18 protein-coding genes are annotated in these 25,926 nt (G+C 28.8%); 17 read left to right on the forward strand and 1 reads right to left on the reverse strand.

Annotation, left to right across the window (positions count from 1 at the left end; genetic code table 11):
• The first annotated feature begins 5 nt into the window (after positions 1-5).
• The 16 genes from AC2JAQ_RS04615 to AC2JAQ_RS04690 all read left to right on the forward strand — a co-directional run bounded on the left by AC2JAQ_RS04615 (position 6) and on the right by AC2JAQ_RS04690 (position 22,581).
• Positions 6-353, forward strand: coding sequence for a DUF6711 family protein (locus AC2JAQ_RS04615; RefSeq protein ID WP_488458131.1), 348 nt, complete (start codon positions 6-8; stop codon positions 351-353).
• Positions 354-362: 9 nt separating this feature from the next.
• Positions 363-1,985 (forward strand): hypothetical protein, encoded by a 1,623-nt coding sequence (locus tag AC2JAQ_RS04620; protein WP_488458132.1) that lies wholly within the window; start codon positions 363-365, stop codon positions 1,983-1,985.
• Between the two features lie 12 nt (positions 1,986-1,997).
• Positions 1,998-3,542, forward strand: a complete 1,545-nt coding sequence (locus AC2JAQ_RS04625) for a hypothetical protein (protein ID WP_488458133.1) — start codon at positions 1,998-2,000, stop codon at positions 3,540-3,542.
• Positions 3,543-3,602: 60 nt separating this feature from the next.
• A complete protein-coding gene (locus AC2JAQ_RS04630; RefSeq protein ID WP_488458134.1) occupies positions 3,603-5,771 on the forward strand; it encodes a hypothetical protein in 2,169 nt (722 codons plus the stop codon).
• Between the two features lie 20 nt (positions 5,772-5,791).
• Positions 5,792-5,989, forward strand: coding sequence for a hypothetical protein (locus AC2JAQ_RS04635; RefSeq protein WP_488458135.1), 198 nt, complete (start codon positions 5,792-5,794; stop codon positions 5,987-5,989).
• A 75-nt stretch (positions 5,990-6,064) separates the two neighbouring features.
• Positions 6,065-6,472 carry a phage holin family protein gene (locus AC2JAQ_RS04640; RefSeq protein ID WP_488458136.1) on the forward strand — a complete coding sequence of 136 codons (408 nt, stop codon included), beginning with the start codon at positions 6,065-6,067 and terminating at the stop codon, positions 6,470-6,472.
• 22 nt (positions 6,473-6,494) lie between these two features.
• A complete protein-coding gene (locus tag AC2JAQ_RS04645; protein WP_488458137.1) occupies positions 6,495-6,977 on the forward strand; it encodes a cobalt ABC transporter permease in 483 nt (160 codons plus the stop codon).
• Positions 6,978-7,029: 52 nt separating this feature from the next.
• A complete protein-coding gene (locus AC2JAQ_RS04650) occupies positions 7,030-8,058 on the forward strand; it encodes a GH25 family lysozyme (RefSeq protein ID WP_488458138.1) in 1,029 nt (342 codons plus the stop codon).
• Between the two features lie 611 nt (positions 8,059-8,669).
• Positions 8,670-9,173: a DUF4352 domain-containing protein gene (locus AC2JAQ_RS04655; protein ID WP_488458139.1), complete on the forward strand. Its 504-nt coding sequence runs from the start codon at positions 8,670-8,672 to the stop codon at positions 9,171-9,173.
• Between the two features lie 372 nt (positions 9,174-9,545).
• Entirely contained in the window at positions 9,546-10,667 is a 1,122-nt protein-coding gene (locus AC2JAQ_RS04660) for a glycerate kinase (RefSeq protein WP_488458140.1), read from the forward strand.
• A 547-nt stretch (positions 10,668-11,214) separates the two neighbouring features.
• The gene (locus tag AC2JAQ_RS04665; RefSeq protein WP_488458141.1) at positions 11,215-12,651 is read left to right on the forward strand and encodes a DEAD/DEAH box helicase; all 1,437 of its coding nucleotides are present in this window, start codon (positions 11,215-11,217) and stop codon (positions 12,649-12,651) included.
• A 140-nt stretch (positions 12,652-12,791) separates the two neighbouring features.
• Positions 12,792-13,250, forward strand: coding sequence for a hypothetical protein (locus tag AC2JAQ_RS04670; RefSeq protein WP_488458142.1), 459 nt, complete (start codon positions 12,792-12,794; stop codon positions 13,248-13,250).
• A gap of 256 nt (positions 13,251-13,506) precedes the next feature.
• Complete coding sequence (locus AC2JAQ_RS04675) at positions 13,507-14,883, forward strand: MATE family efflux transporter (RefSeq protein WP_488458143.1); 1,377 nt, start codon at positions 13,507-13,509, stop codon at positions 14,881-14,883.
• 283 nt (positions 14,884-15,166) lie between these two features.
• Positions 15,167-15,337, forward strand: a complete 171-nt coding sequence (locus AC2JAQ_RS04680) for a small, acid-soluble spore protein, alpha/beta type (RefSeq protein WP_488458144.1) — start codon at positions 15,167-15,169, stop codon at positions 15,335-15,337.
• Positions 15,338-15,509: 172 nt separating this feature from the next.
• Positions 15,510-21,824, forward strand: coding sequence for an alpha-N-acetylglucosaminidase TIM-barrel domain-containing protein (locus AC2JAQ_RS04685; RefSeq protein ID WP_488458145.1), 6,315 nt, complete (start codon positions 15,510-15,512; stop codon positions 21,822-21,824).
• A gap of 277 nt (positions 21,825-22,101) precedes the next feature.
• A complete protein-coding gene (locus tag AC2JAQ_RS04690) occupies positions 22,102-22,581 on the forward strand; it encodes a hypothetical protein (protein ID WP_488458146.1) in 480 nt (159 codons plus the stop codon).
• A 389-nt stretch (positions 22,582-22,970) separates the two neighbouring features.
• Here the strand turns inward: AC2JAQ_RS04690 and alr are convergent, their stop codons facing one another.
• Positions 22,971-24,131 (reverse strand): alanine racemase, encoded by a 1,161-nt coding sequence (gene alr, locus AC2JAQ_RS04695; protein WP_488458147.1) that lies wholly within the window; start codon positions 24,129-24,131, stop codon positions 22,971-22,973.
• Positions 24,132-24,621: 490 nt separating this feature from the next.
• Here alr and AC2JAQ_RS04700 point away from each other — a divergent pair, with 490 nt between their 5' ends.
• Positions 24,622-25,878, forward strand: coding sequence for an MFS transporter (locus AC2JAQ_RS04700; RefSeq protein WP_488458148.1), 1,257 nt, complete (start codon positions 24,622-24,624; stop codon positions 25,876-25,878).
• Positions 25,879-25,926 lie beyond the last annotated feature (48 nt).

The following is a 25,926-nucleotide window of genomic DNA, read 5'->3' on the forward strand; positions in this document are numbered from 1 at the left end:
GTTACATGTTAGTTATAAATGGAGTGGAAATAGCCACTCCTAAAACTTTTCAAGTTGATATTAATGATATAGATGGTGAAACAAATAGAAATGCTAAAGGTGAAATGTTAAGGGATAGAATAGCTGTTAAGAGAAAGCTTAATTGTGAGTGGCCACCATTAAATGAATATGAATGTTCTGAATTATTAAAGTCTGTCAAAGATATATTTTTTCAAGTTACTTATCCAGATCCAATGGAGGGTAGGATGTTAACTAAAACCTTTTATGTAGGTGATAGAAATATACCAGCTTTAGCAATTGTCAATGGTGAGGTTATTTGGAAAGGCTTAAAGATGAATTTCATCGAGAAGTAGGTGGATCCTATGAGAAATGTATCTAATGACTATAAAGCAGCTATAAGAAAAAATAGTAGAGTTGTATGTAGTAAGCTTATTTTTAATGAAAATGAAATAGATGATACTGATATTATTTCTATATCCATAAATGAATCTATTCTAAGTGGAGAGGAATTTCAACTTGGTGGAGCTATAGCAACTAATGTTGATATTAAAATAAGTAATTATCTTGGTAGGTATAATGAGTTTACATTTAAGGATTTAAAATTTAAGCTTATATTCGGTGTTGAATTGGCTAATACAAATTTTGAATATGTAGAATATGGAGAATATAAAGTATTTGAAGTTAAAGAAACTGGAAAAAGCTTAAAACTTGAATGTTATGATAGCTTTATTGATATGGATATACCTTATAAGACAAAACTACAATATCCTCAACCAGTACACACCATAATAAGTGATATAAGTAAGGTGTTTAATGTAAAGCTTACTGAACGGCTTTCTAGTGGTAAATACAATAATTCTGATTTAATAATTACAGATAGACCAGAGGATATTACTTATAGACAAGTCTTAAGAGATATAGCAACTATAGTTGGAGGATTTGCTGTAATTAAGAATGGTGAATTAGATATAATAACTATTCAAGAAACAGATATAGAAATAAATCCTGGTAACTTTATGAAAACAACTATAACAAGCAATTATGAGAGTATATCTTTGGTAGATTTAAATGGTTTTACAGTAGGTAAACTAGGTGGAAATAAATTAGAGTTAGATATACCTTTACTTGATGCTAATACTAAGGATGAAGTAAAAGAGGTTGCTTCAGGTATTTTAAAGATATATGAGAGTTTTACGTATACAGGATTCAAAAGTGATTGGCAAGGAGACTTTTCTTTAGAGGTAGGAGATTCTATTAAGGTAATTGATATTAATAATAAAGAATATAATTCTTTTGTTGCTAGTAATAAATTAAGTTATTCTGGTGGATTTAAATCTACTACAGAAGCAAAGTTAAATAAAAAGATTACTAAATCAGCTAATAGAGAAGTTCAAAGGTTGCAGAATAAAATAAAAGAAGCAGAGAACGGCATGTACTATTACTGTAATAACAATGATGTTAATGTGATGGCAGTATGGGGACAGTTTGCTTTTATAGGGTTTTCTCTTAATGGATCTACAAATCTTTTACTTAATGTAGCTATACAAGTTGAAGGAACTGGAATACTAGAATGTAAATTACTTTTAGATTCTAATACTATGGGATTTACACCTAAAATAAAAGTTAATGAATTTGGATTGTTATCATTCACTATACCTTTAGTTCAATTAAAAGGTTCTAGTAGTCATGGTATTAGTATAATGCTTAAATCAAGTGATAATATGGTTGTTAAAAGAGAGCAAGGTCAAATAACAATCTATGGAGATAAGTTAAGTGGTGCTCTTAGTGATGAATATCCTCATGCAGAAGTTAAGGAAGAAGTTCACTATTCAGATTTTTATTCACTACAAACTAATTTAAGTGATAATGTATCAGTTACACTTGAAAGAGTTATTAATGTAGATGCTAATGATAAATTAATTTATGAAGAAGATTTATTCGGACAAGTTTCTGATAGTGTCAAATCTTTGTTAGAAAATAAATAGGTAGGTGATAAGATGAATGAAAAAGTTAAATTTGAAGTTCCTCAGATACAGTTAAGTGGTAAATATAAAATTCAGTTATTTGATAAAGATACTAATGAATTGGTAGAAGAAGTTGAAAAGCATAATGTAATAAGTAAGATCCCTTTTTCAACAGCTTTTTATAATCATATTCTAAGAGGGTTTATTTATAATGATAATTGTAGTGGTATGATAGCAACAAAACCAAATAGTAATAACGGGTGGTACAACGCATATATAAATTGGTTAATACTTATAAGTGATTCGGAAGGAGTAGAAGGCGATAATAAGAATCCAGTAATTCTTGGAGATATGATTGGATATGCGAGGTATAATGATAATAATTCATCATCAGATGTTAGAAAGGGACTTTTTAATCAGAATGAAACAGCAACTATTTATAATAGATATGAGGGTGGAACAAAAATTAAAAGTGTAACAAAGCATATTGTTTGGGACTTTGGAACAGATAAGGGTAACGGTACTTTTGATAATATATATTTAGCTCCAAATCCAGATGATAATTACAATCCAGATGATTATAGAGGACAATATGTAAATATAAACTCTATAATATTATCTAATAGTGGAGATTATACAGATAATAATAATAAAGATAATAATGGTGATTTAGGTCCTTTATCTAGTTCTGATACACATTTATATATGCAATGTCTTTATTATAAAGATAATGAAAAAACACAACACTGGGATAAAATAGCCAAATTAAGTTTTGCAGAATGGAAAAAAGAATATGTAACTTTAAATGTTCCAGAAGAAAGAAGAAGCATTCCTGCATATATAATTTATTCTTGTGGAATGTTTTGGAGAATAGAAGCAACTTATATAGCAACTCGATATAATTTAGATGGTACTTATAAAGATACTGTAAATTTAAAATCTAAGTTTACAAATAATAATATTATTGATTTAAGTGGAGGACAATATAATGGTTCACCTTATATAGGTAACTATAACGGTTTAGGTGGAGGAGATTACTATGATTTTTTTACTGGTGATAATAACTATTTATATATAGGTTATATTAATAAAAAAACAGATGAAAAAAATAATACAAATTATGAGTATTATTTATGTTCCATTAATAATAACGGAGATTTAGTTAGTGAAGTCTTAATTGATACAGACAAAAATTATAGAACTTGTGCTAAAGCAAATTTAGCTTATATAAATGGAAAAAGCTATATAATTGCTACAGGTAATGAATATAGAAAAAAAGCTGTCTTTTTAGTTGACAATGGGAAATTAATAAAAAAAAGTAGTATGATTTTAATCTTTTTATCTACAGAAAGTAAACTTCCTTTCTTTTATTCAAAAGATGGTTTGTTATTTAGATTAGGTAGTGGATCTAGTTATTATAATAAAAATGATAGCTTATATGTAGGAACTTTAATTCCTTGGAGCTCACATTGCAAATTATCTTCACCAGTTACAAAAACATCAACTAATACTATGAAAATTCAATACGATGTAACAGTAGATTATATAATGCCTGGAATGATTGAAAACTTGAAATAGAGTTAACTTAATTGTTAGCTCTATTTTTATATAAAAAATTATAAAGGAGGGATAAAGTAAGTGAAAAATATAGAAATTTACAACACACTTAATATTGATAAAGATAGTAGTTCTATAGTTGCTACATTTACCCAAGAGGATGATGCTGTTATGGAATTTAAACTCTTTAAAGATGGACAAGAGATAGTTTTAGAGGATCAAACAATTTCTTTAGGAGCTGAGAGGAAAGATGGAGCAGTAATAGAGCAGGATGATGGCTTTTTAATTAAAGAAAATAATGTACTTAATATAACTCTAAAGAAAAATATAATATCAGTAGTTGGAGTAGTTAAAATACAGCTTTATTTAAAAGATACAAGTGGAGAAATGGCTTCTAATACATTTAATATTAGAGTTAATAAAAAATTGTTAGGAGCGGAGAATATTGAAGCTACTAATGATATAAAAACACTTAATACTTTAGTTTTAGAATTGAAAAATAACACTAATAAGTTAATAGATGATACTAAGGCTAAAGCAGATAAACTGTTAAATGGCTTACAAGAAACAGGAGATAATCTTAGTTCTACTGTAAAAGCTAAGACAGATAAGCTGATAGAAGATACTAAAAAAGACTATGATAGCTTAAAGAAAACTATTATTGATGAAAATATAAGTATTAAATTACAGGAAGATATAAAGTCATTACAAAATGGACTTAAAAGTAATCAAGCTCTAGCCTATAGTGGAAGTTCTATAAGTTCTAAAAATACATTAGAAGGTAGAACTGAAGGAATGAAAATTAAGGGTAGGACTTTACAGAATTTAATTCCTAAACAAACAGTAACTTTAAATTCTAGTACTACTTCAAAGGCTTTTCAAATTTTTTCTATAAAAGCTAACACAGATTTTATTCTTAGTGTTAATATAACGGCAAAAAAAGCACCTAAAAATGGGTTAAGATGTGGATTTAAGAAAAATGATGGAAGTTGGGTATATTCTGATTTTACAACAGGTGTAGGCACTCAAAAAAGAAAATTTAATTTAACGTATGATATTGAGGCTATTACTTTCTATATTCCTTCTGACGAGTTTGCAAGCACACCAGATGCAAATATAACATTTATAGAACCAATGGCTTATATTGGAGATATAGAAACTAATTACTTTGAAGGAATAAAAAGCTTTGGAGAATTAGAGCAAGAAGGAGATAAATATAAAATTAGTCTTTTAAGTCAAAATGATAATTTTTTATACAACTTAAAAAGAGTGTCATTAGATGTTGGAACAGGTGCAGAAATAAGTTCAGATATTTACTTTACAAGTGATTATGTTGTTAATTCATTACCAACGTATTACAAAGCATTATTAGACAATGAATATATTTTAACAAATGTATTTTACTATGATAGCGATAAAAAATATACAGGTAATCAGTTAAATATAGTTGGATTAAGTTCTTTTAATAGTTATAAAAAGGCTAAGTTTATCAGATTTGTGGGGAGAAGAGAAGATAAAAGTAATAATGTTGATTTAAATAATATTAAAATAGTTGTTGGTTCTAAAAAATATACTGAATATTTTAATGGAATGTTAGATAAAAAAGATATTTTGTTGGAAAAGCCACTTAGAGAATGGGATACTTTATATGAAGATAATGGACAGGTCAAGGTTGATAGATTAAGTGGTCAATATACTTTTACTGGTAATGAAAACTTTGCACAATTGAATAACGATAATAATTCTTTAAGTGTATATGTAGATATGAATACATTAAATCTTTTATTAAATGGAATCACAGTATGTAATAATTTTAATTATCTTGCTCCGAATGATTTAGTTAGTAAATATCTAGATGGAATTTCAATAAGCGGCTCTAGTAAGAATAGATTTTTATTTAGAATTTCAACTTCAAAACTTTCAACACCAGACATTGATGGCTTTAAAGCATGGCTTAAAGCTAATCCCACAACAGTAATTTATCAATTAGCAACACCAACTACAGAAATAGTAGAAAACTGTGTAGATATAGATTTAGATACTTACCAAGATGTTACGTACGTAAATATATTAAATAGTTTACCTGGAGAGCTAGACTTTAAAGTTCCAAGTAATATAGGCAGCTCATTACAAAACTTAGCTAAAGAAGTAAATAACATATGGGATGTTATTAATAATTTATTAGTACCATCTTTAATAGAAACAAATAAAAATATTGCATTAGCAACAATAAAAAATAATTTAAAATAAAAAGAAAGGATGATGTTAAAATGGCATACGAATTATGTAAAATGAATATTCAAAATGGAGGATATGATAAAAAGGATATGTTAGAATGTTTAAATTTATTTAGGCTAACTAACCAATTAACAAATGAACAATATTTAGAGCTATTTAAACTTATAAATCCACCAGTACCAGTAACAGAAGAGAAACATGAAACAACAGAAGTAGCAACACAAGCTTAATAAAATAATAGAGAAATAGGATAAGACTAGAGATAGTCTTTTTTTATTTCTCTAAATTAAGAAAGAGAGAAAAGGATGGAGAAAGTAGTTGATTATTTAAAAACTATAGTAGCAGCAATAGGAACAGGATTCACATGGCTTTTTGGAGCATGGGACACCCCTTTAACAGCTTTAATTTTATTTATGTCTTTAGATTACATTTCAGGGCTTACAAGAGGATATGTAAATAAAGAATTATCAAGTGATGTAGGTTTAAAAGGAATAGCTAGAAAAGCAATGATACTTATTGTTTTAATAGTTGCGGTAATGCTAGATAGATTACTTAATAATGGAACTTGGGTATTTAGGACATTAATTTGCTACTTTTATATAGCAAATGAAGGAATAAGCTTATTAGAAAATGGAGCAGCACTAGGATTACCTATTCCAGAAAAATTAAAAGATGCTTTAATACAACTTAGAGAAGGTAAAAAGAAATTTTAGATAAAAGAGAGGATGATTTAGAATGGAAAAAATATTAGATCCAATATTATCAGCTTTAACTTTAGGAATAGTTATAGTTATTGTATCTATTATTAAAAGTGTTGGAGATGTTACTATTCAGTACATAGCTAAGAAGAAAGAGATGGTAGAACAAAAACTAAAGCTAGATCATCACGAAGAAGAATTTAAGACAGCTCAACAAGTGTGGAATATTGTAGAAGAGAAATATCGTATAACAGATAATATAAAAGATTTAGCAAAATCAAAAGCAGATTATTTTGATAAATTAATGTTAGAAAAAATACCGTACTTAACTGAAGAGCAAATAAAAATGTTACGACAGGCTATAGCTGGAGAAGTTAATAAAGGTAAAAAATTATTGTTTGAAGATAGTTTAAAACAACAAGCTACACAATTAGTAAAAGAAAATGAAAAATTAAAATTATTAAATGCAGAAACAGAAAATAAATTAGCAGCAGTAAAAAGCTTAAATGAGAGCCTATAATTTAGGTTCTCTTTTTTATATAAAAATATTTTAAAGAAAGAAGGAATTAATAATGCAAAGTAGAAACAATAATAATTTAAAAGGAATTGACGTATCAAACTGGAAAGGAAATATAGACTTTGAGAGTGTAAAAAATGATGGTGTAGAAGTAGTTTATATTAAAGCTACAGAAGGGAATTATTATAAAGATAAATATGCTAAACAAAACTATAATGGAGCAAAAGAACAAGGATTAAGTGTAGGATTTTATCATTTCTTCAGAGCAAATAAAGGAGCTAAGGATCAAGCAAGATTTTTTATTGATTATCTAAATGAAATAGGCGCAACTAACTATGATTGTAAATTAGCTTTAGATATAGAAACAACTGAAGGTGTAGGAGTAAGAAATTTAACTTCTATGTGTATAGAGTTCCTAGAAGAGGTTAAAAGACTTACAGGAAAAGAAGTAATTGTATATACTTATACAAGCTTTGCAAATAATAATTTAGATAGTAGACTAGGCAATTATCCAGTTTGGATTGCACATTATGGCGTAAATACTCCAGGAGCTAATAACATATGGAATGAATGGGTTGGATTCCAATATTCAGAGAGTGGAAATGTAGCAGGGGTATCAGGTGATTGTGATATGAATGAATTCACCAATGGAATATTCATTAATTCAAATAATTTTACTTTAGATAATGCTATTACTAAAAATGTAAGTACTAAATTAAATATAAGAGCCAAGGGTACTACTAGTTCTAAAGTAATTGGTTCAATACCGGCAGATGAAACATTTAAAATAAAATGGGTTAATGAAGACTACCTTGGATGGTATTATGTTGAATACAATGGAATGGTTGGTTATGTAAATGCTGATTATGTAGAAAAGCTACAAATGGCTACTACTAAGAATGTAAGTACATTTTTAAATGTAAGAGAAGAAGGATCATTGAATTCTAGAATAGTAGCTAGAATAAATGCAGGTGATATTTTTAGAATTGATTGGGTTGATTCTGATTTCATTGGATGGTATAGAATAACAACTAAAAATGGTAAAGTAGGATTTGTTAATGCAGAGTTTGTAAAGAAGCTTTAATTATAAAAAGGTGAGAAGTTTAAAACTTCTCACCTTTTTTTATATTTAAATGTGAATCAGTAATAAAAAGAACTTAAAACCTTGTCTAAATTATACAATAATATAATTTTATTGTAAATAAGGAATTCTTTTTTTGTTAATAAAAATGTTATATAATATTAATAAAAAAAGCTAGATAGGTTAATCCATATCTAGCCTTTTTTATTTTTTAATATTGTAAATAGTTAAGAAAACATAATAAGTAGGGGAATATTATGTTTTTATGTGATTAAAAGAAATTAAAAGCTTATTTAAATTATACAATAATGTAATTTAAATGTAAATAATCCATTTATTTTATGTTAATAAATATAGATGCAATTGAGAATGTTTAGATTAAGTGTATAATTGTAAGTGTAAAAGTTTCATTACATTTAATCAAAAAGAAGGCGAGTTAAACTTAATTAACTTACCTTCTTTTTTTAGTTTTAATAATCGTAGGTAATATTAGTATGTGCATTAATATTAAAAACTATTATTAAATATTTATGAAATAAAAATGAATTAGAAACTTTATCCATTAACAAAAATGTTATATAATGTTAATGAATATTTTTACTAGGAGGTCAATAATGAAAAAAGGACTAATTATTATATTAAGTGCTATGATTGGAGCTAGTGTATTTATTGGATGTGGAAATGATACTCCTACAAAGGTAGAACCACAAAAGCAAGAACAGCAAAATAAAACAGAAACTTTTAAGGTTGGAGATACTGTAAAAACTAAAGATTTTAATATTACAGTTAATAAAGTTACTACATCAGATGGTGGAGATTTTATAAAACCTAAAGATGGAAATGAATTTTTAAAAGTAGATATTACTGTAGAAAATATTTCAGATCAATCACAGAGTGTATCTTCTGTTATGATGTTTAAAGTTGTAGACAAAGATGGTAGAGCATATAATCAAGCATTTACAGAAAATCAAAACGGTCAATTAGACGGAGAAGTTGGAGCTGGAAGAAAAATAACTGGAGAATATGTAGTAGAAGTACCAAAAGGAACTACTGGATTACAATTAGAGTTTAATAGTTCTTTATTAACTAGTGGACAAGTTATAGTAGATTTAAATTAAAAAATAAAAAAGACTAGGGTTTCCTAGTCTTTTTTTGTTAAAATAAATATTATTGGAAGCGTAGCAATGGATATGAAAGAAAGACTTAAGCTTATACCATATGAGTCTTTAGTTGGATTAACAATGACAGTTGTATCTACTATAATATTTGGAATAATATTAAAATAGTCTTTTTGAAAAGTATAGTTTGGTGTTTATTAAGGTGCCTAATTATACTTTTCATAATATAGAAGATAAAATTTTAACATGTGATATTAGAAATTATAAAGTTGAAAAATAATTCCAAAATTGAATTTAAAATAATTTTAGTAAAAACATAGTGAATTTTAAAATGGAAAAATTAAGAGAAAGAATCTTTAGGAGGAAACATAGATGAAATTTGTATTAGCACCAGATTCATTTAAGGAAAGTATGACTTCAATGGAAGCTTGTAATGCCATGGAAAGAGGAATTAAAAAAGTTTTTAAAGATGCAGAATGCATAAAGGTTCCAATGGCTGACGGTGGAGAGGGAACTGTAGAAGCCTTAGTTCATGCAACTGGAGGGAGAATTGAGACTCTAAAGGTTACAGGTCCTTTAGGAACAGAAGTAGAAACTTTCTATGGAATATTAGGTAATGGAAAAACTGCTGTTATAGAAATGGCAAGTGCTTCAGGAATCCAACTTGTTAAAAGAGAAGATAGAAATCCTTTAATAACAACAACTTTTGGAACAGGAGAAGTAATAAAAGCTGCTTTAGATAAGGGAATAAAGCACTTAGTTATAGGAATAGGTGGAAGCGCAACTAATGATGGGGGAGCAGGAATGCTTCAAGCTTTAGGTGGAAAACTTTTAGATAAAGAAGGAAATCAAGTAGCATTTGGTGGGGGAGCACTAAAGGATATAGAAAGTATAGATTTAAGTTCTTTAGATGAGAGATTAAAAGATGTATCTATAGAAGTTGCTTGTGATGTAACAAATCCACTAGTAGGAGAAAAGGGAGCATCGGCAGTATTTGGCCCACAAAAGGGAGCAACTCCAGAGGTGGTTAAAGAGTTAGATAATAATTTAACTCATTATGCTTCTATAATAAGTAGAGATTTAGGGAAAGAGGTTTCAAATATAGAAGGAGCAGGAGCTGCTGGTGGCCTTGGAGCAGCTTTATTATTATTAGGTGGAGAACTTAAAAGAGGTATAGAACTTGTAATAAAACATACAGAGTTAGCTGAGAAGGTAAAAGGAGCAGACTTTGTATTTACAGGTGAAGGAAGTATAGACGATCAAACTATATATGGAAAAACTCCAATGGGAGTAGCTACTGTAGCTAAGGAGAGTGGAGTTTTCACAATAGCTTTTGCAGGTAAAGTAGTAGATGGAATAGAAGGTCTTTATGAAATAGGTATAAAGAGTATATTTAGCATAATGACTGGAGTTTCAACTTTAGATGAAGCTTTACAAAATGGAACTAGGAATTTAGAGATAACAACTGAAAATGTAGTTAGACTTTTAAAATAAAAACTCTGTTTTAGGTGAATATTGATTTTTAGCTAGACTTTCAGATCTAGCTTAATTTCGCAAAGTATTGCTATCATCTATTCCAGAATAATAGATGATGCAATACTAACTGCTCATTAACATAGTCTTACAGTTCTATCTAAAAATCAACACTAGTTTAAAACATAAGCCAAATAAAAAATAATATGAATTAATTTATAGTGAGTGAAAATAAAAAGTATTTAATTTTTTATTTTTACTCTTTTTTATAAATATTTATAATAAAATAAATATTATTATACACTAATTTAGTAGAGACTTATTGAAGGGAAATTTAAAATTAGGTTGAATATAAAAATGAAGGAATACATAAGGAATATAGGGGAGGCTTTATATTATAATATTTTAGGATTGTTTTAAGTTTAATAAAGTCTTGTATATGCCTATTATATTAATTAGTAAATAATAAAGATTTTGATTATTTATTATTAAATTAGGATAACAAATGAATATGTGGTATAACTATAGGAGACCATAAGTTTTAAAACAAAGGAGATAAACATAGTATATGAAATTTAATGAATTTAGTTTAAGTGATGATATTATTAAGGCACTTAATAATTTAGGATATAAAAGCCCTTCAGAGGTTCAGGAAGCTTCAATTCCAAAGCTTTTAGAGGGAAAAGATATAATAGTTAAATCTCAGACTGGTAGTGGTAAGACTGCAAGTTTTGGAATACCTATTTGTGAAAAAATAAATATTGAGGAAAAAAGTGTACAATGTTTGGTTTTAACACCAACTAGAGAGCTTGCAATTCAAGTTAAAGATGAGTTAGCTAATATAGGAAGATTAAAAAAGGTAAGATGCGCCGCTATATTTGGTAAACAACCTTTTAATGAGCAAGTTAGAGAGCTTAAGCAAAGAGTACATATAGTAGTTGGAACTCCAGGAAGAGTATTTGACCATATGGAAAGAGGAACTTTAGATTTAAGTGAAATTAACTATGTAGTTATAGATGAAGCGGATAAGATGCTTTCTATGGGATTTATTGATCAGATAAAAGACATATTGGGAGAATTAAGATTAAACAAGACAACAGCATTATTTTCTGCAACTTTCCCTAAGGAAATAGAAGAAATTTGCGAAGAATATATGAGAAATCCTATTCTTTTAGAAGTGAAATCAAAGGTATTTAACAGAGAAAGAATAGAAGAATGTGTAATTGAAATAGAAGAGAAAAATAAAGGAAAAGCCCTATGGAAATGCCTTTATGCTTATCATCCAGAAAGCGCTATAGTTTTTTGTAACACAAGAAATAAGGTTAAATCAGTCTATAAGATGCTTAAAGATGAGGGGATAACTTGTAATGAGCTTCATGGTGACATGGATCAAAAGAAGCGTATTGAGGTTATGGAAAACTTCAGAGATAAGCACTTTAAAGTTTTAGTTTGTACAGACATAGCTGCTAGAGGAATTCATGTAGATAGTATAGAACTTGTTATAAACTATGAAGTACCAATGGAAATGGAAAGCTATGTTCATAGAATAGGAAGAACTGGTAGAGCTGGAAGAGAAGGAAAAGCTATTACTTTTGTAAATCACTATGAAAAAAAATACTTAGAAAATATAGAAGAATATATTGGATATGAAATAAAAAAAGGAACTATACCTGCTGATGAAGAGGTTAAGGCTGGAAGAAAGATATTTAAAGAAAGCCAGAAGGTTCAGTTAAAAGAGAGTAAAAAGCCTAAAAAAGAGGTTCATAGTGATATAGTTAAAATACACGTTAATGGTGGAAAGAAAAAGAAAATAAGAGCCTTTGATATTGTTGGATGCTTTAGTAACATGCCAGGATTAACTGGAGATGACATAGGAATAATAGATGTTCAAGATGGATTTTCATATGTTGATATATTAAATGGAAAAGGCGAAAAGATTCTGAAAAATTTTAAGGAAGTTACTATAAAAGGGAAAAAAGTTAAGATTCAAAAGGCCAGAAAATAAAGAAATTATTTGTGTTAAATTATGTTTAATAGAGTGATTAATTAGGTGTAATATGGTAAAATAAAGGTAAGATATACAAATAGATATCTTACCTTTTTAAATTGAAAAAAGCTAAAGAATTTCATGGAGAGGTGGTTTATATGAAGAAAAAAGTTACTATCTCTATTACGTTTCTAGTTGCAGTTTTTTTAATCTCTATAGTATATTTAGGTCTATATGAAAATGACTTTATTGGAGAGAGTAAGTCATTAAATAAAGAAGTTATTACTCTTATAGAAAATGAAGAGGATAAGAAATTAGATTTAACTTCCTTAAATAAAACAATAGCTTTTGAATGGAATGAAGTTTACTTAATATCTCCATATAAAGATGTAAACGAATTTTTTGAAAATGTAGATACTTATGCTCCAGAAAAAACATACAATTCAGAAACGACAGAAGTCTATATGTTAGCTTTTGTTAAGTATTCTGACAAGGTTGGTAAAAATAAGCTTATAGAATATACTTATATACCATCTAGTTATATTGATGTAGAAAAACTAAAAGATATGAAAGTTATGGAAGAAAATTACCATTATATTAATGGAGATTTAGTTTGAATTTTAAGACTCTAAGTTTTAAACTTAGAGTCTTTGTTTTATATTAAGTTGAAAATTTAGAATAGTATTTTTAGTGTAATATGTGTGAATGTCTAACTAAATATTAATAGTAACTTAAAGAGGATTTTTATATTAACAATATTTTTCAAACATTCATATATTGTTAAATTTAAAGACGTATTATAAGTTAAATTAGAATGCTATAATTTACATTGAAATTTTAGTAAGAAGACATTTTTTAATAAGGGGGTTAATTATGCTTATAACAAGGGACAAAAAATTTTATAGGCTACTTTTTAGTATTGCCTTGCCAATAGCAATACAAAATTTAATAACTTTTATGGTAAGCATGGTAGATACTTTGATGGTTGGAGCTTTGGGGGAAATTCAACTATCAGCAGTTTCTATAGCGAATAATTTATTTTTTGTACTTACGATTTTAATGTTTGGACTAGCTGGTGGATCTAATATTATGATTTCACAGTATTGGGGAAAAGGAAACGTTAAAACAATTCATAAAATTTTAGCTATAATGTATAGATTTTGTATAGCCTTAACTGGCATTTTTATATTTATAGCAATATTTTTACCAAAACATTTTATGGAGATTTTCACAACAGATATGGCTGTTATAGAGTTAGGAGCTAGCTATTTAAGAATAGTATGTATAGGATATTTATTTTATTCCATAACAAACTGTACAATAATGATGCTTCGTTCAGTAAAAACTGTAAGGATATCAATGATAGTTTACAGTGCTTCTTTAGTAGTAAATGCAATTTTAAACTGGGTTCTTATATTTGGAAATTTAGGAGCACCACAGCTTGGGATAAATGGGGCAGCAATTGCCACAGTATGTGCTAGAATAACTGAGTTCTCAATAGTTTTAGTATTCATGTTTTTATATGAAAGAAAGATTGGTCTTAAGTTAGAGCATTTGTTAAAGCTTGATAAGGATATTTTAAAAGACTATGTTGGATTATGTACTCCTGTATTATGTAATGAGTTACTTTGGGCAATTGGAGCTTCTATGATATCAGTTGTAGTTGGAAGAATGGGAACTGAGGTTGTTGCTGCCAATAGTATAAATGGGGTGGCTCACCAATTTGTAACAGTCTTTATTTTTGGTATGTCTAATGCCACAGCAGTAATCATAGGAAATACCATAGGTGAAGGTAAAAAGGAAAAAGCAAGAGAGTATGCACATAGTGTTGGAATTTTCAGTGTTATCATGGGAGTCATAGCAGGACTTATGATTTTATTTATAAAGCCTACTATCGTTAATTTTTATAATGTATCTGGTAATACAAAATTAATAGCCATGGAAATAATGACTGTAACTTCTGGAATAATAGTATTTCAATCACTTGCAAGTAACTTTATGATGGGTGTACTTAGAGGTGGTGGAGATGCCAAATTTGTTTTGATAAATGATCTTATTTTTATGTGGCTTGTTGCTATTCCAGGAGGATTCTTTGCCGCCTTTGCTTTAGAACTTCCAGTTGCCTTGGTATTTATGGTTATAAAATGTGATGAAGTATTAAAATCTCTTGTTAGTGTATATAGAGTAATTAGTGGAAAATGGGTAAATGATGTAACAAAAGACTATGAATTTGAGGAGGCATCATGTTAGGTTTAAAAATTTAAGTTGTGCTTTATGGGAATATTGATTTTTAGATAGCTCTTCAGACCAAATTTAATTTTAAGTGAAAATCAAAATTTTTAATTTTAGGTTTTGAAATTACAAATTTCAGCAAGGCGAAAAGATGCGTAATAGAGAAAATATTATTTATTACAGTGTAATAGTTCAAAAGGATTATAGAAATAGTTAGCAGTATTGGAAAGTAATTTTTAGGATAGATGAGTTATTAAAGTTAAATACTAAATAAGAACTTAATTTGAAAGGAGTGTTTACTTTGGCTCATAAGAATAATAAGAACAGCAAGGCTAATAAGAAATCTGGACAAAAGACTAAAAAAGAAGTAGAAAAAATGAAAAATGAAACTGCAGATGAAGTAGGATATTCAAAAGAATCAAGAAAACTAGGTAAAAATGATACTAGAGATAATCCTTATAAGGGATTTTAATAAATTAAAAAGTAAATATAATTAATTGAATTTCAAATACACACCTTTTTAGGTGTGTATTTTTTGTAAAAAAACATAAATTTTTGGGGTAAAATACATTAAATTGGGATTATTTACATATAGATATTATGTAGACTTTATTTTAATACTTTTTAGATTAGGGGGGGGAAATTTGTTTAGTAAAAAATTTAAAAAACAAATGGCATATGCTTTAACAAGTACTTTTTTATTAGGATTAGTTAATCCTAGTGCAGTGAAGGTATTTGCATCAGCTGGAATTGAGATTACAGAAGGGGTTACGGTTACTGCCAAGGGGAATACAGAAGGAAACACAGCAGACTTAGTTATTGATGGAGATTTATCAACATATTGGGAGTCTTCAAATGACTATAGATGGATAGAAATTGATTTAGGAGAGATATATGAATTATCTAAAATAGAAATATTTAATAATGCAGGTGCCTCTTATAAATATAATATATATGCTTCAGAGGATGGAGAAACATTCAATAAAATAGCATATAAAAATGATGAGAAAGTAGCTGATAATAATGGAGATGCACATAACATCGATAATATTAGAGCTGGAAAATTAAGAATCGATGTCGTTCAAAATAGTAATAATGACAAGGTTAATATAGCTGAAATAAAGGTTTTTGGAAAGAAAACAGGAGAAAGTTTATCAGAATTAGCTCCAATCACTACATCTAATTTTAGTGAAACAAAATGGGCCACAGAGTATGAAAAATTTGAGAGTGATAAAGGATATGCAGAAGAAAAGACAATAAATGAGATTAAGAGTTTAGTCAGTAGAGTAATTGGAGCTGAGTATGTTGACAACTTTATCTTTGAATTTAGAGAAGAGCTTAATGGTAATGATGTTTTCGAAGTTTCAGATTCACAGGATGGAAAGATTTTAATAAAAGGAAATAATGGAGTTTCATTAGCATCAGGGTTTAACTATTACTTAAAAAATTATTGTAATGTTAGTTATAATCCAATAATGGGGTCTAATTTAAAAATGCCTGAAACAATGCCAAGTGTTGGAGAAAAGATAGTTATAGACACTCCATATGAACATAGATATGCATTAAATTTCTGTACCTATTCTTATACAATGGCTTTCTGGGATTGGGAGCAATATGAAGAGTTCTTAGACTGGTGTGCTATGAATGGAGTAAATTTAGTCTTAGACATAATTGGACAAGAAGAGGTATTAAGAAGAACCTTAAATGAATTCGGATATAGTGATGAAGAAGTTAAAGAGTTTATTTCAGGACCTGCATATTTTGCATGGTTTTATATGCAGAATATGACTGGCTTTGGGGGCCCACTTCCAAATGATTGGTTTGAACAAAGAGCAGAGCTTGGAAGAAAAATGCATGATAGAATGCAATCCTATGGAATAAGTCCTGTTCTTCAAGGATATTCAGGTATGGTTCCTAGAGATTTTAAGGAAAAAAATACAGAGGCTCAAGCTATTTCTCAAGGAGGATGGTGCGGTTTTGATAGACCAGACATGCTTAAGACATATGTAAACGAGGGAGAAAGAGATTATTTCCAAGAGGTTGCAGATGTTTTCTATGAAAATCAAAAAGAAGTATTTGGAGATGTAACTAACTTTTATGGAGTAGATCCATTCCATGAAGGAGGAAATACTGGAGGATTAGATAATGGAAGAATATATCAAATAATTCAAGATAAGATGATAGAGCATGATAATGAGGCTGTTTGGGTTATACAAAACTGGCAAGGAAATCCTAGTAATAATAAGTTAGAAGGATTAAGTAAAAAAGACCAAGCTATAGTATTAGACCTTTTCTCAGAGGTAAATCCAGATTGGAAGAGATTAGAGGATAGGGAGTTACCTTGGATTTGGAATATGCTTCATAACTTTGGTGGAAGAATGGGAATGGATGCCGCTCCAGAAAAACTTGCTACAGAAATTCCTAATGCCTTAGCTAACTCAGAAAATATGGTTGGTATAGGTATTACACCAGAGGCTATAAATACAAATCCTTTAGCATATGAACTTTTATTTGATATGGCTTGGACAAGGGATCAAATAAATTTCAGAACATGGACTCAAGACTATATTGAAAGAAGATATGGTAAGGTGAATAAAGAGATTTTAGAGGCTTGGAATGTTATATTAGATACTGCTTATAAGAAGAGAAATGATTACTATCAAGGTGCTGCTGAGTCTATTATAAATGCAAGGCCAGGATTTGGAATACAAAGCGCTTCAACTTGGGGACATTCAAAAATAGTTTATGATAAGAGTGAGTTTGAAAAAGCTATTGAAATTTTTTCAAATAACTATGATGAATTTAAAGAAAGTGATGCTTTCCTTTATGATTTTGCAGATATTCTAAAACAATTATTAGCTAACTCTGCTCAAGAATATTATGCTGTTATGTGTGATGCCTACAATAATGGCGATTCAGATAAGTTTAGATTTGTTTCAGGAAAGTTCTTAGAGCTTGTAGAGCTTCAAGAGAGAGTATTATCAACTAGACCTGAATTTTTAATAGGAAATTGGATTGAAGATGCTAGAACAATGCTTAAGGATGCTGATGATTGGACTAAAGACTTATTTGAGTTTAATGCTAGAGCATTGGTAACAACTTGGGGATCAAGAAATAATGCTAATGGTGGTGGACTTAAAGACTATTCTAATAGACAATGGTCAGGATTAACAGAGGATTATTACTATGCTAGATGGGAAAAATGGATAAATGGATTACAAACAGAATTAGACGGTGGAGATAAGGCACCTAATATAGATTGGTTTAAGATGGAGTATGATTGGGTAAACAAGAAAAGTGATACAGATAAACTTTATCCAACAGAGGCTTCTAATGAAAATTTAGGTGAACTTGCTAAAATCGCTATGGAAGGCTATTCAGTAACTAATATGGATAAAATATTAGGTGAAGGTGAAGTTGAGAAAAGAGTTAACATTGCTTTAGGAAAGCCTGTAAGCAGTGAGACTCATGGAGCAAATGAAGCTAGTCCTTTAAGTAATATTACAGATGGTAATACAGGAAGCATGTGGGTTGCTGATAGAGAGGAATACCCTGCAAGTGTAACTGTAGACTTAGAAGGAGCTAAAAATATAGATGGAATAGAATTTGCTTTTAGAAATCAAGCTGGAGATAGAGCTGTTGCATATAAAGTAGAAATCATGGATGAAGATGGACAATGGGTAACAGTGTCAGATAAATCAGAGGATTATTCTAATAAAGGTGTTATTGAGGAAGTTAATTTTAAAGGTAAAGTACAAAAAGTTAGAGTTACATTGACAGATGTAGATTTAAGTTTAAGTCCATCATATACAATACCAGAATTAGCAGAAATAATGGTATATGAAGGAAAAGAATCAGTAGATGAATATACTAACGTTGCTTTAGGTAAGCCAGTTACTGGATCAGAATCAGAGAGTGGAAAACCACTATCTAATATTACAGATGGCAATCTAAATTCTCTTTGGGTAAGTAATGGAGGACAAACTCCAGCAACTGCTTCTATAGATTTACAAGGAACAGAAAATGTTGATTTCTTAGAACTTTACTTTGAAAAATCAGGATTTAGATTCCAGTTTAAGGTTGAAGTAGAGGATGTAAGTGGAAATAGAGAGACAGTATTAGATATGACTTCAAATACAGGAGATAATGAAAAGTCTTACAAAATACCTGTAGGAAAAGATATAAATAAAATACATGTTACTATGACTGGAAAAGCAGCCGGTGGTGAATATCCAGGGGCTTGGGCAGCAATAGCAGAAGTAAAAGCTATGTCTAAGGAAAAGCCCGTTCAATATGTAAATATAGCAGAAAATAAATCAGTAAGTGGTTCTCCTTCCCAAGGAGGAAATCCTTTATCAAATATTACAGATGGTAATTTAAGTTCACTTTGGATAAGCGATAATGGAGCAGTTCCAGCCAATGCTACAATTGATTTGGAAGAAAATAATTTTGTTGATTTCTTAGAACTTCATTTTGAAAAAGCCGGATTTAGATTCCAGTTTAAAGTTGAAGTAGAAGATGAGAGTGGAAATAGAGAGACAGTATTAGATATGACTTCAAATACAGAAGATAATGAAAAATCATATAAAATACCTGTAGGAAAAGAAATAAGTAAAATACATGCTACCATTACAGGAAAAGCACCAGGTGGATCATATCCAGCAGCATGGGCGGCGATTGCAGAGATTAAGGCTATGGCTAAAGAAGCAGTAAATAAAGGAGAACAAGCTTCAATAGCATTACCACAAGGTAATATGAAGGCAACAGCAACTTCAGAACATCCTAATGTAGGAAATGAAGGCTTAGCAAGCTTTGCTATTGATGGAAAAGAAAATACTATGTGGCATACAAAATATTCTCCTGTAGAGCCACTACCACAAAGTATTACTTTAGAGCTTGGAGGAAGTTATGAAATTAACAAGTTTACTTATCTTCCAAGAAGCAGTGGTAAAAATGGAAATATAACTAAGTATGAACTTCACGTAAGTAGTGATGGAAATGAATTTAGAAAAATTTCTGAGGGAACTTGGGATGATAGTGGAAGCTTAAAGACATTAAAATTTGATAGTACAAAAGCAACTCATGTTAAACTTGTAGCTTTAGAAGGCGTTGGAGGATTTGCTTCAGCAGCAGAATTAAATGTATTTGCCATACCAGAAAACTTAGCTATGAAAGAAGAAACGAAGGTTGAGGCAACATCAAATAATTCTGAAATAAATAATTTAAGAGATGGAGATGAAAATACTCTTTGGATTCCAGAACAAGGAGAAGAAAAGACTGTAATCTTTGATTTAAGTAAAGAAAAGGATATATCAGCAATAGATATAACAAGTAAAGGAAGCTCTTCATTAAAGTATTCTATAGAATCTTCTAATGATGGAGCAGAGTGGACAAGTTTAGTAGATGAGAACGATAATGAAGAAAACAAAGCTGTATATTCTAATATACTAAAAGCAGGTCATATAGGAAGATTTGTAAGAATTAAATTTAACAGCGAAGAGATTAAAATTGGAGAAATTAGAATTTACAAAGGAGATTCTACTTCAAATCTCGCTTCTTATATAAGAGTTATTGAGGATATATATAATAGTGCAGTAGTTGGAGATATGGCAGGAAACTACACAGCTGAGGCTAAAGAAACACTTGGAAATGCTATAAATCATGCTAAAGAAGTTTTAGGAAATGATATAAATTCAAAAGAAGCTAATGAAGTTATAAGTAACTTAAAATCAGCTTTAAATGAATTCTATAAAGGATTTGTTCAAATAAATAGAACTAAACTGGCAGCTTTAATAAGTGATGTTGATGTTTTATTAAATGAAATATTACCAGAGATTATGAATAGTATTAACTATAATGAAAAGGCTATAGTAAATATGGAAGTTCAAAAGTTAAAAACAGAAAATAATGAAGCTAAAGAAGTTTATAATAAAAAGCAAGTTTCACAAAGTGAAATAGATATGTCTTACGAAGAATTAAAGAATTCTTTAGATTCATACTATGATGCTGTAAGTGCTGAAACTGCATATAAATCAGTGGTACTTTTAGCTAAGGAAAAAGTAGAAAATGCAGTTGTTGGAAATGGAAATGGTCAGTATTCTCAGGAAGCTTTAGATACTTTAAATGAAGCTATAAGAATAGCAGAAGAAGGTTTTGAGAGTGCTATAACTTCAGAAGAAGTTAGAAATATAACGAATTCTTTAAAAGAGGCTTTAGATGCTTTCATTGAATCAGTAAATATAGTTGAAAAAGATAAATTAGAGGAAATAATAACTTCAATAGAAAGTAAATTAGAAAATGCAGAAGGAGTATATATTCCTAATGCTATAGAAGAACTAAGAGGTGCTTTAGAAAAGGCTAAAGAAGTATTGAATGATGAAGGAGCAAGTCAAGAAGTTGTAAATAATTCTATTTCTGATTTAACTGAGGCAGAAGCTAAGTTTGAGCTTTTAAAGGTTCCTAATAAAGAGGATTTAATAGCAGAAATAGCTAGAGCTTATGGAGTCTTAGAAAAGCTTAAAGAATTTAATAATCTTGAGGATATAAAAATGAGATTAGAAGACGCTATTTTAGAGGCTGAAAGAGTTAATAATGATGAGAACTCATTAAAAGAAGATGTAGATAAAGTTTTAGGGGAATTAAAAGTTGTAATAGATGAAGCTTTAAAAGCTATGGATTCTACAGAAATTATAGTAAGTCCAGTTAGAGATTTTGAAGCAACTGATATTTCAAAGAAAAATATAACTGTTCAGTGGAGTGCACCAGAAAATTCATTTGGATTAGAAGGATATGTACTTTACAAAGATGGTAAAGAGGTAGCTGAAATAGGAAAAGATGAAACTAGCTACACATTTACAGGGTTGAATAGACACACTATATACAACTTTAAGATTGCAGCTAAATATAGTAATGGAGAGTTTTCTTCAAAAGAATCTATTACATTAAGAACTGAAAGATAAAAATTTAATCATTTTAATAATAGGTTCTATTTGAGGAGACTGTTAATTTTTAGCTAGCTTTTCAGATTTAGTTAAAAATTAACACTAGTTTAAAAAATAGCTTAATAATAAAAAAATTAGAATAATAAAATACACACCTTTTGGGTGTGTATTTTTTATAGAAAAGTATAGAACTTTAAAACGTAGTAATAAGTTGGTGAGTTTCTACATAAAATATATTATGTAAATATTATTTCAAAATACTTTTAGTAAGAATATAGCATATTAGGAGAACATTATGAAAAAAATAGTATTTATTTTAATAGGATTATTTTTAATTGTTTTTATTTTTTATGGAATTTGGAGAAATAAAGATAATGAATTTAATCTACCAAGTTTAAAAATAAGCTATGAAAATGATAAAATTGAATTTGAAGTGAATGGATATAAGTGGAATAAGAATGGGCAAGCGGTTATAGCGAATTCACAAAGTACTGAAAATATTGCAAAAAAAATAAATGGGAATAATGTGCCAGTAGGAGGAAACTTAAACTTAAAGTTTTCAAAAGAGCCTAAGAGTATTAAGGTGGTAGAAGAAAATTCATTAAAGAATATAGAATACACTGTAACTGATAATACTATAATTACTCCAACTGAATTAGGAGAACATATTTTAGTTATTACGGGAGAATGGGAAGAGGGATATGTGAATTATATAATAAAGATAGAGTCTGTAAAAAAGGAAGAATATAATAAAAAGCAAAAAATAAAATTTTAGAGAAATATAATAACAGGCTTCATAATACATAAAAGAACTGTTAGGGGATTATAGAAGAAATATCCTAACTATTCATAAAAAATAGGGGAATAAATATGAACAGGTATTGTATTTTCAATTATTATTACTTTAATTTATTATGTAGAAGTAAAAATTAAAATAAAGATGTTACATTAAAAGTAACTTAAAATAAAACTTATAAATAGTATGAAGAGAATATTTAGATGAACTTTAGAATTTAAGCTATTACGTAGAAGAATTTGCGTTAAGAAGCTGAGACTGTTTGACCAACGGGAGTTTCGAAGCTTTAGTAAATTCTTCGCAGTAATGGCTATAAATTCTTAGTTAAATCTAGTAATTCTCGGAATATATTTATAAGTTTTATTTTATTAAATATAGTTTCTAACTTTAATTATTTCATTATTCTTTTTATATATTCTAGGAACTCTGTGGCTAATCATACATAATATTTCATAGTTTATTGTTCCCATGATTTCTGCCATATCATTAGCATCAAATTTTAGGTCATTTTCTTCTCCTAAAAGAATTACTTCATCACCTATTTTAACATCATCTATATGAGTTACATCAATCATACATTGATCCATGCAAATTCTTCCTATAACATTGGCAAATTGACCATTTATTATAACTTTTGCTTTTCCGCTAAGTAATCTTGAATATCCATCGGCATAGCCTATTGGAAGTGTAGCGATTTTACTTTTCTTTTCAGTTTTATAAGTTCTTCCGTAACTTACATACATATCTTTATCTAACTCTTTAACAAAAGCAACAGTTGTTTTTAATGTAAGAGTTGGCTTAAGCTTTAAGTTTTCTTTTTTTACTTCCTCAGATGGATAATATCCATAAGAAATAATTCCACATCTAACACCATCTAAATAAGTCTCTGGTAAATCTATTATGGCACCACTGTTAGAAGCATGCTTTAAAGGAATGTGTATTCCTTGTTTTTCTAAAGCTTTATTGAACGTATTTAATTTTGAAAATTGTTCATAAGTATAAGTTTTATCTTCTTCATCAGATGTTGAGAAGTGAGTGAATAATCCTACAACCTCAATTCCAGGTAAAGAACAAATTTCTAAAACTTTATTTAAATTTTCTTGATTTGGGATGAAGCCAATTCTACCCATTCCAGTGTCTATTGCAAGATGAATTTTAGCTTTCTTACCAAGTTTTAAAGCTATTTCTGATAACTTTTTAGCATATTCCACATCATAAACTGTTTGCTCAATTTCATTATTAATTAAGTTTTCAGCGAAACTTATAGGAGTATATCCTAAAATCATTATTGGAGCAGTTATACCAGCATCTCTAAGCTCATCAGCTTCTGTAATTATAGCAACTGCTAATCTAGAAGCTCCATTTTCTAAAAGAGTTGAAGCTATATCTAAAGCTCCATGACCATAAGCATTAGCTTTAACAACTGCTATTATTTCTTTGTCACCGACTAAATTTCTTATTTCTTTCATATTGCTTGCTATTGCATCTAAATCTATTTCAGCCCATACAGGTCTAACACATATATCCATTTAAAAACACCTCAAATAATCTACAACTTTTGTAATTTTATCTAAAAATTTAACAGTTTTATTTAAACGTAACACTAGTTTAAAACATAGCTAAATCATAAGATAACTTTTGAGTTTAGTGGATTAGAACCACAACTCAGTAAAAAACAATTTTATAATACTATTATAAGATATTGTAACATAAAATGAAGAACCACCCTAATTGTAATTTTTAAAGGTAGTGGTTTCACTTAGTATAAACTTTAGAAGATGTTATTACAGATTAATTATTGATTTATAAGTAAATTTCCATAATGAAAAACTCTAATTGGCTCATTAATAGGTTTCCCAATTCTATCTCAATAATCAAACTACTTTGAAGCACAGTCTATGGATATAAAGGATATTTTAAAATAAAAAATTAAGTTAATATAGAATATTTTCACTATAAAGTAGATAACAATGCATATATAATTAAACGGAATTTAGAAATTATAAAGGGAGAAATAAGATGGAAAAGAAAAGAGATTTAAATGGAATAATATTGATAGCAACTGTTTTTATTGGTTTCTTAGTATTTGGATTATCTGAGAATATAAAAGGACCAGCTATTCCTAGAATTCAAGATAATTTTTCTTTAAATGAAGCACAATTAGGAATGCTTTTAGCTTTAAATTCTATAGGATATTTGATTGCTTGTACCTATACTCCATTTTTATCAAAGAAGATAGGGCTTAAGAATACTACTATATTATGTTTTTTGATAATGGCTTTTTCAGGAGTTTTAATAAGTATAGCTCCGAATTATATACTTTTTTCAGGTTCATATTTCATTATGTATCTTGGAAATGGAATGCTTGAGATTGCTTTAGGGGTAATTGCAGCTATAGCTTTTACTAAGAATACAGGAACTATGATGAATTTATCACACTTTTTTTATGGATTAAGCTCTATGGTAGCTCCATTAATTGCTACAAAACTTATGAGCTCAAATTTAGATGGAGATGTTTTGGGGTGGAGAGGAATGTATTTAATTGTATTATTACTTTCCTTAGTTCCAATAATACCTACTTTAATGGGTAAATTCCCTAAGTCAAAAGATGAGGAATCTGTTGGTATAAGAGAATCTTTTAAAGAAATGATAAAGGATAGAAAGATATTACTAATAACATTTATATTATCATTTGGTGTTACATGTGAAATGACTGTAGGCGGATGGTTAGTTAATTACTTAGAAAAAGCTCAAGGTTTTTCAGGAGAAGATGCTTCTAAAATTCTTGTGGGATTTTTTTTCTTTTTTATGTTAGCCAGACTTGTTTTAGGACCTATTATAGATAAATTAGGATTTGTTAAGTCACTTTTAATAGTTTCAACTTTTGCTGGAATTTCAATTATAATAGGAGTATTTTTAGGAAAGGGAGCAACATTACTTTTAATGTTATCAGGAATTGGAATAGCACCTATATATCCAACAGTTATGGCCATAATAGCTAAGGAGTTTAGAGAAAAAATAGAGATAGCTATGTCTTTTGTTTTAACTTTTATGGGAATTGCTATAGTAATAGGGAACTTATTAGTAGGCGTAGTTGTGGATCTATGTAAAATGTTATTTTCTAATATTTATGGAATTGAGTTAGGTACTAAACTAGCATATAGTGCAGGATTTATATTCATTGGGGGATGTAGTTTAATCTGTGCACTGGGAAGTTTAAGACTTTTAAAAATATTAAAAAGTGAAGAGAATGAACTTTTAGTGGAAATGGAATAGTTTTTGTGAAACTTAAATTATAAATATTAAAGCTTTTAATATTTATGA

It is taken from the genome of Clostridium sp. LIBA-8553 (assembly GCF_057782465.1).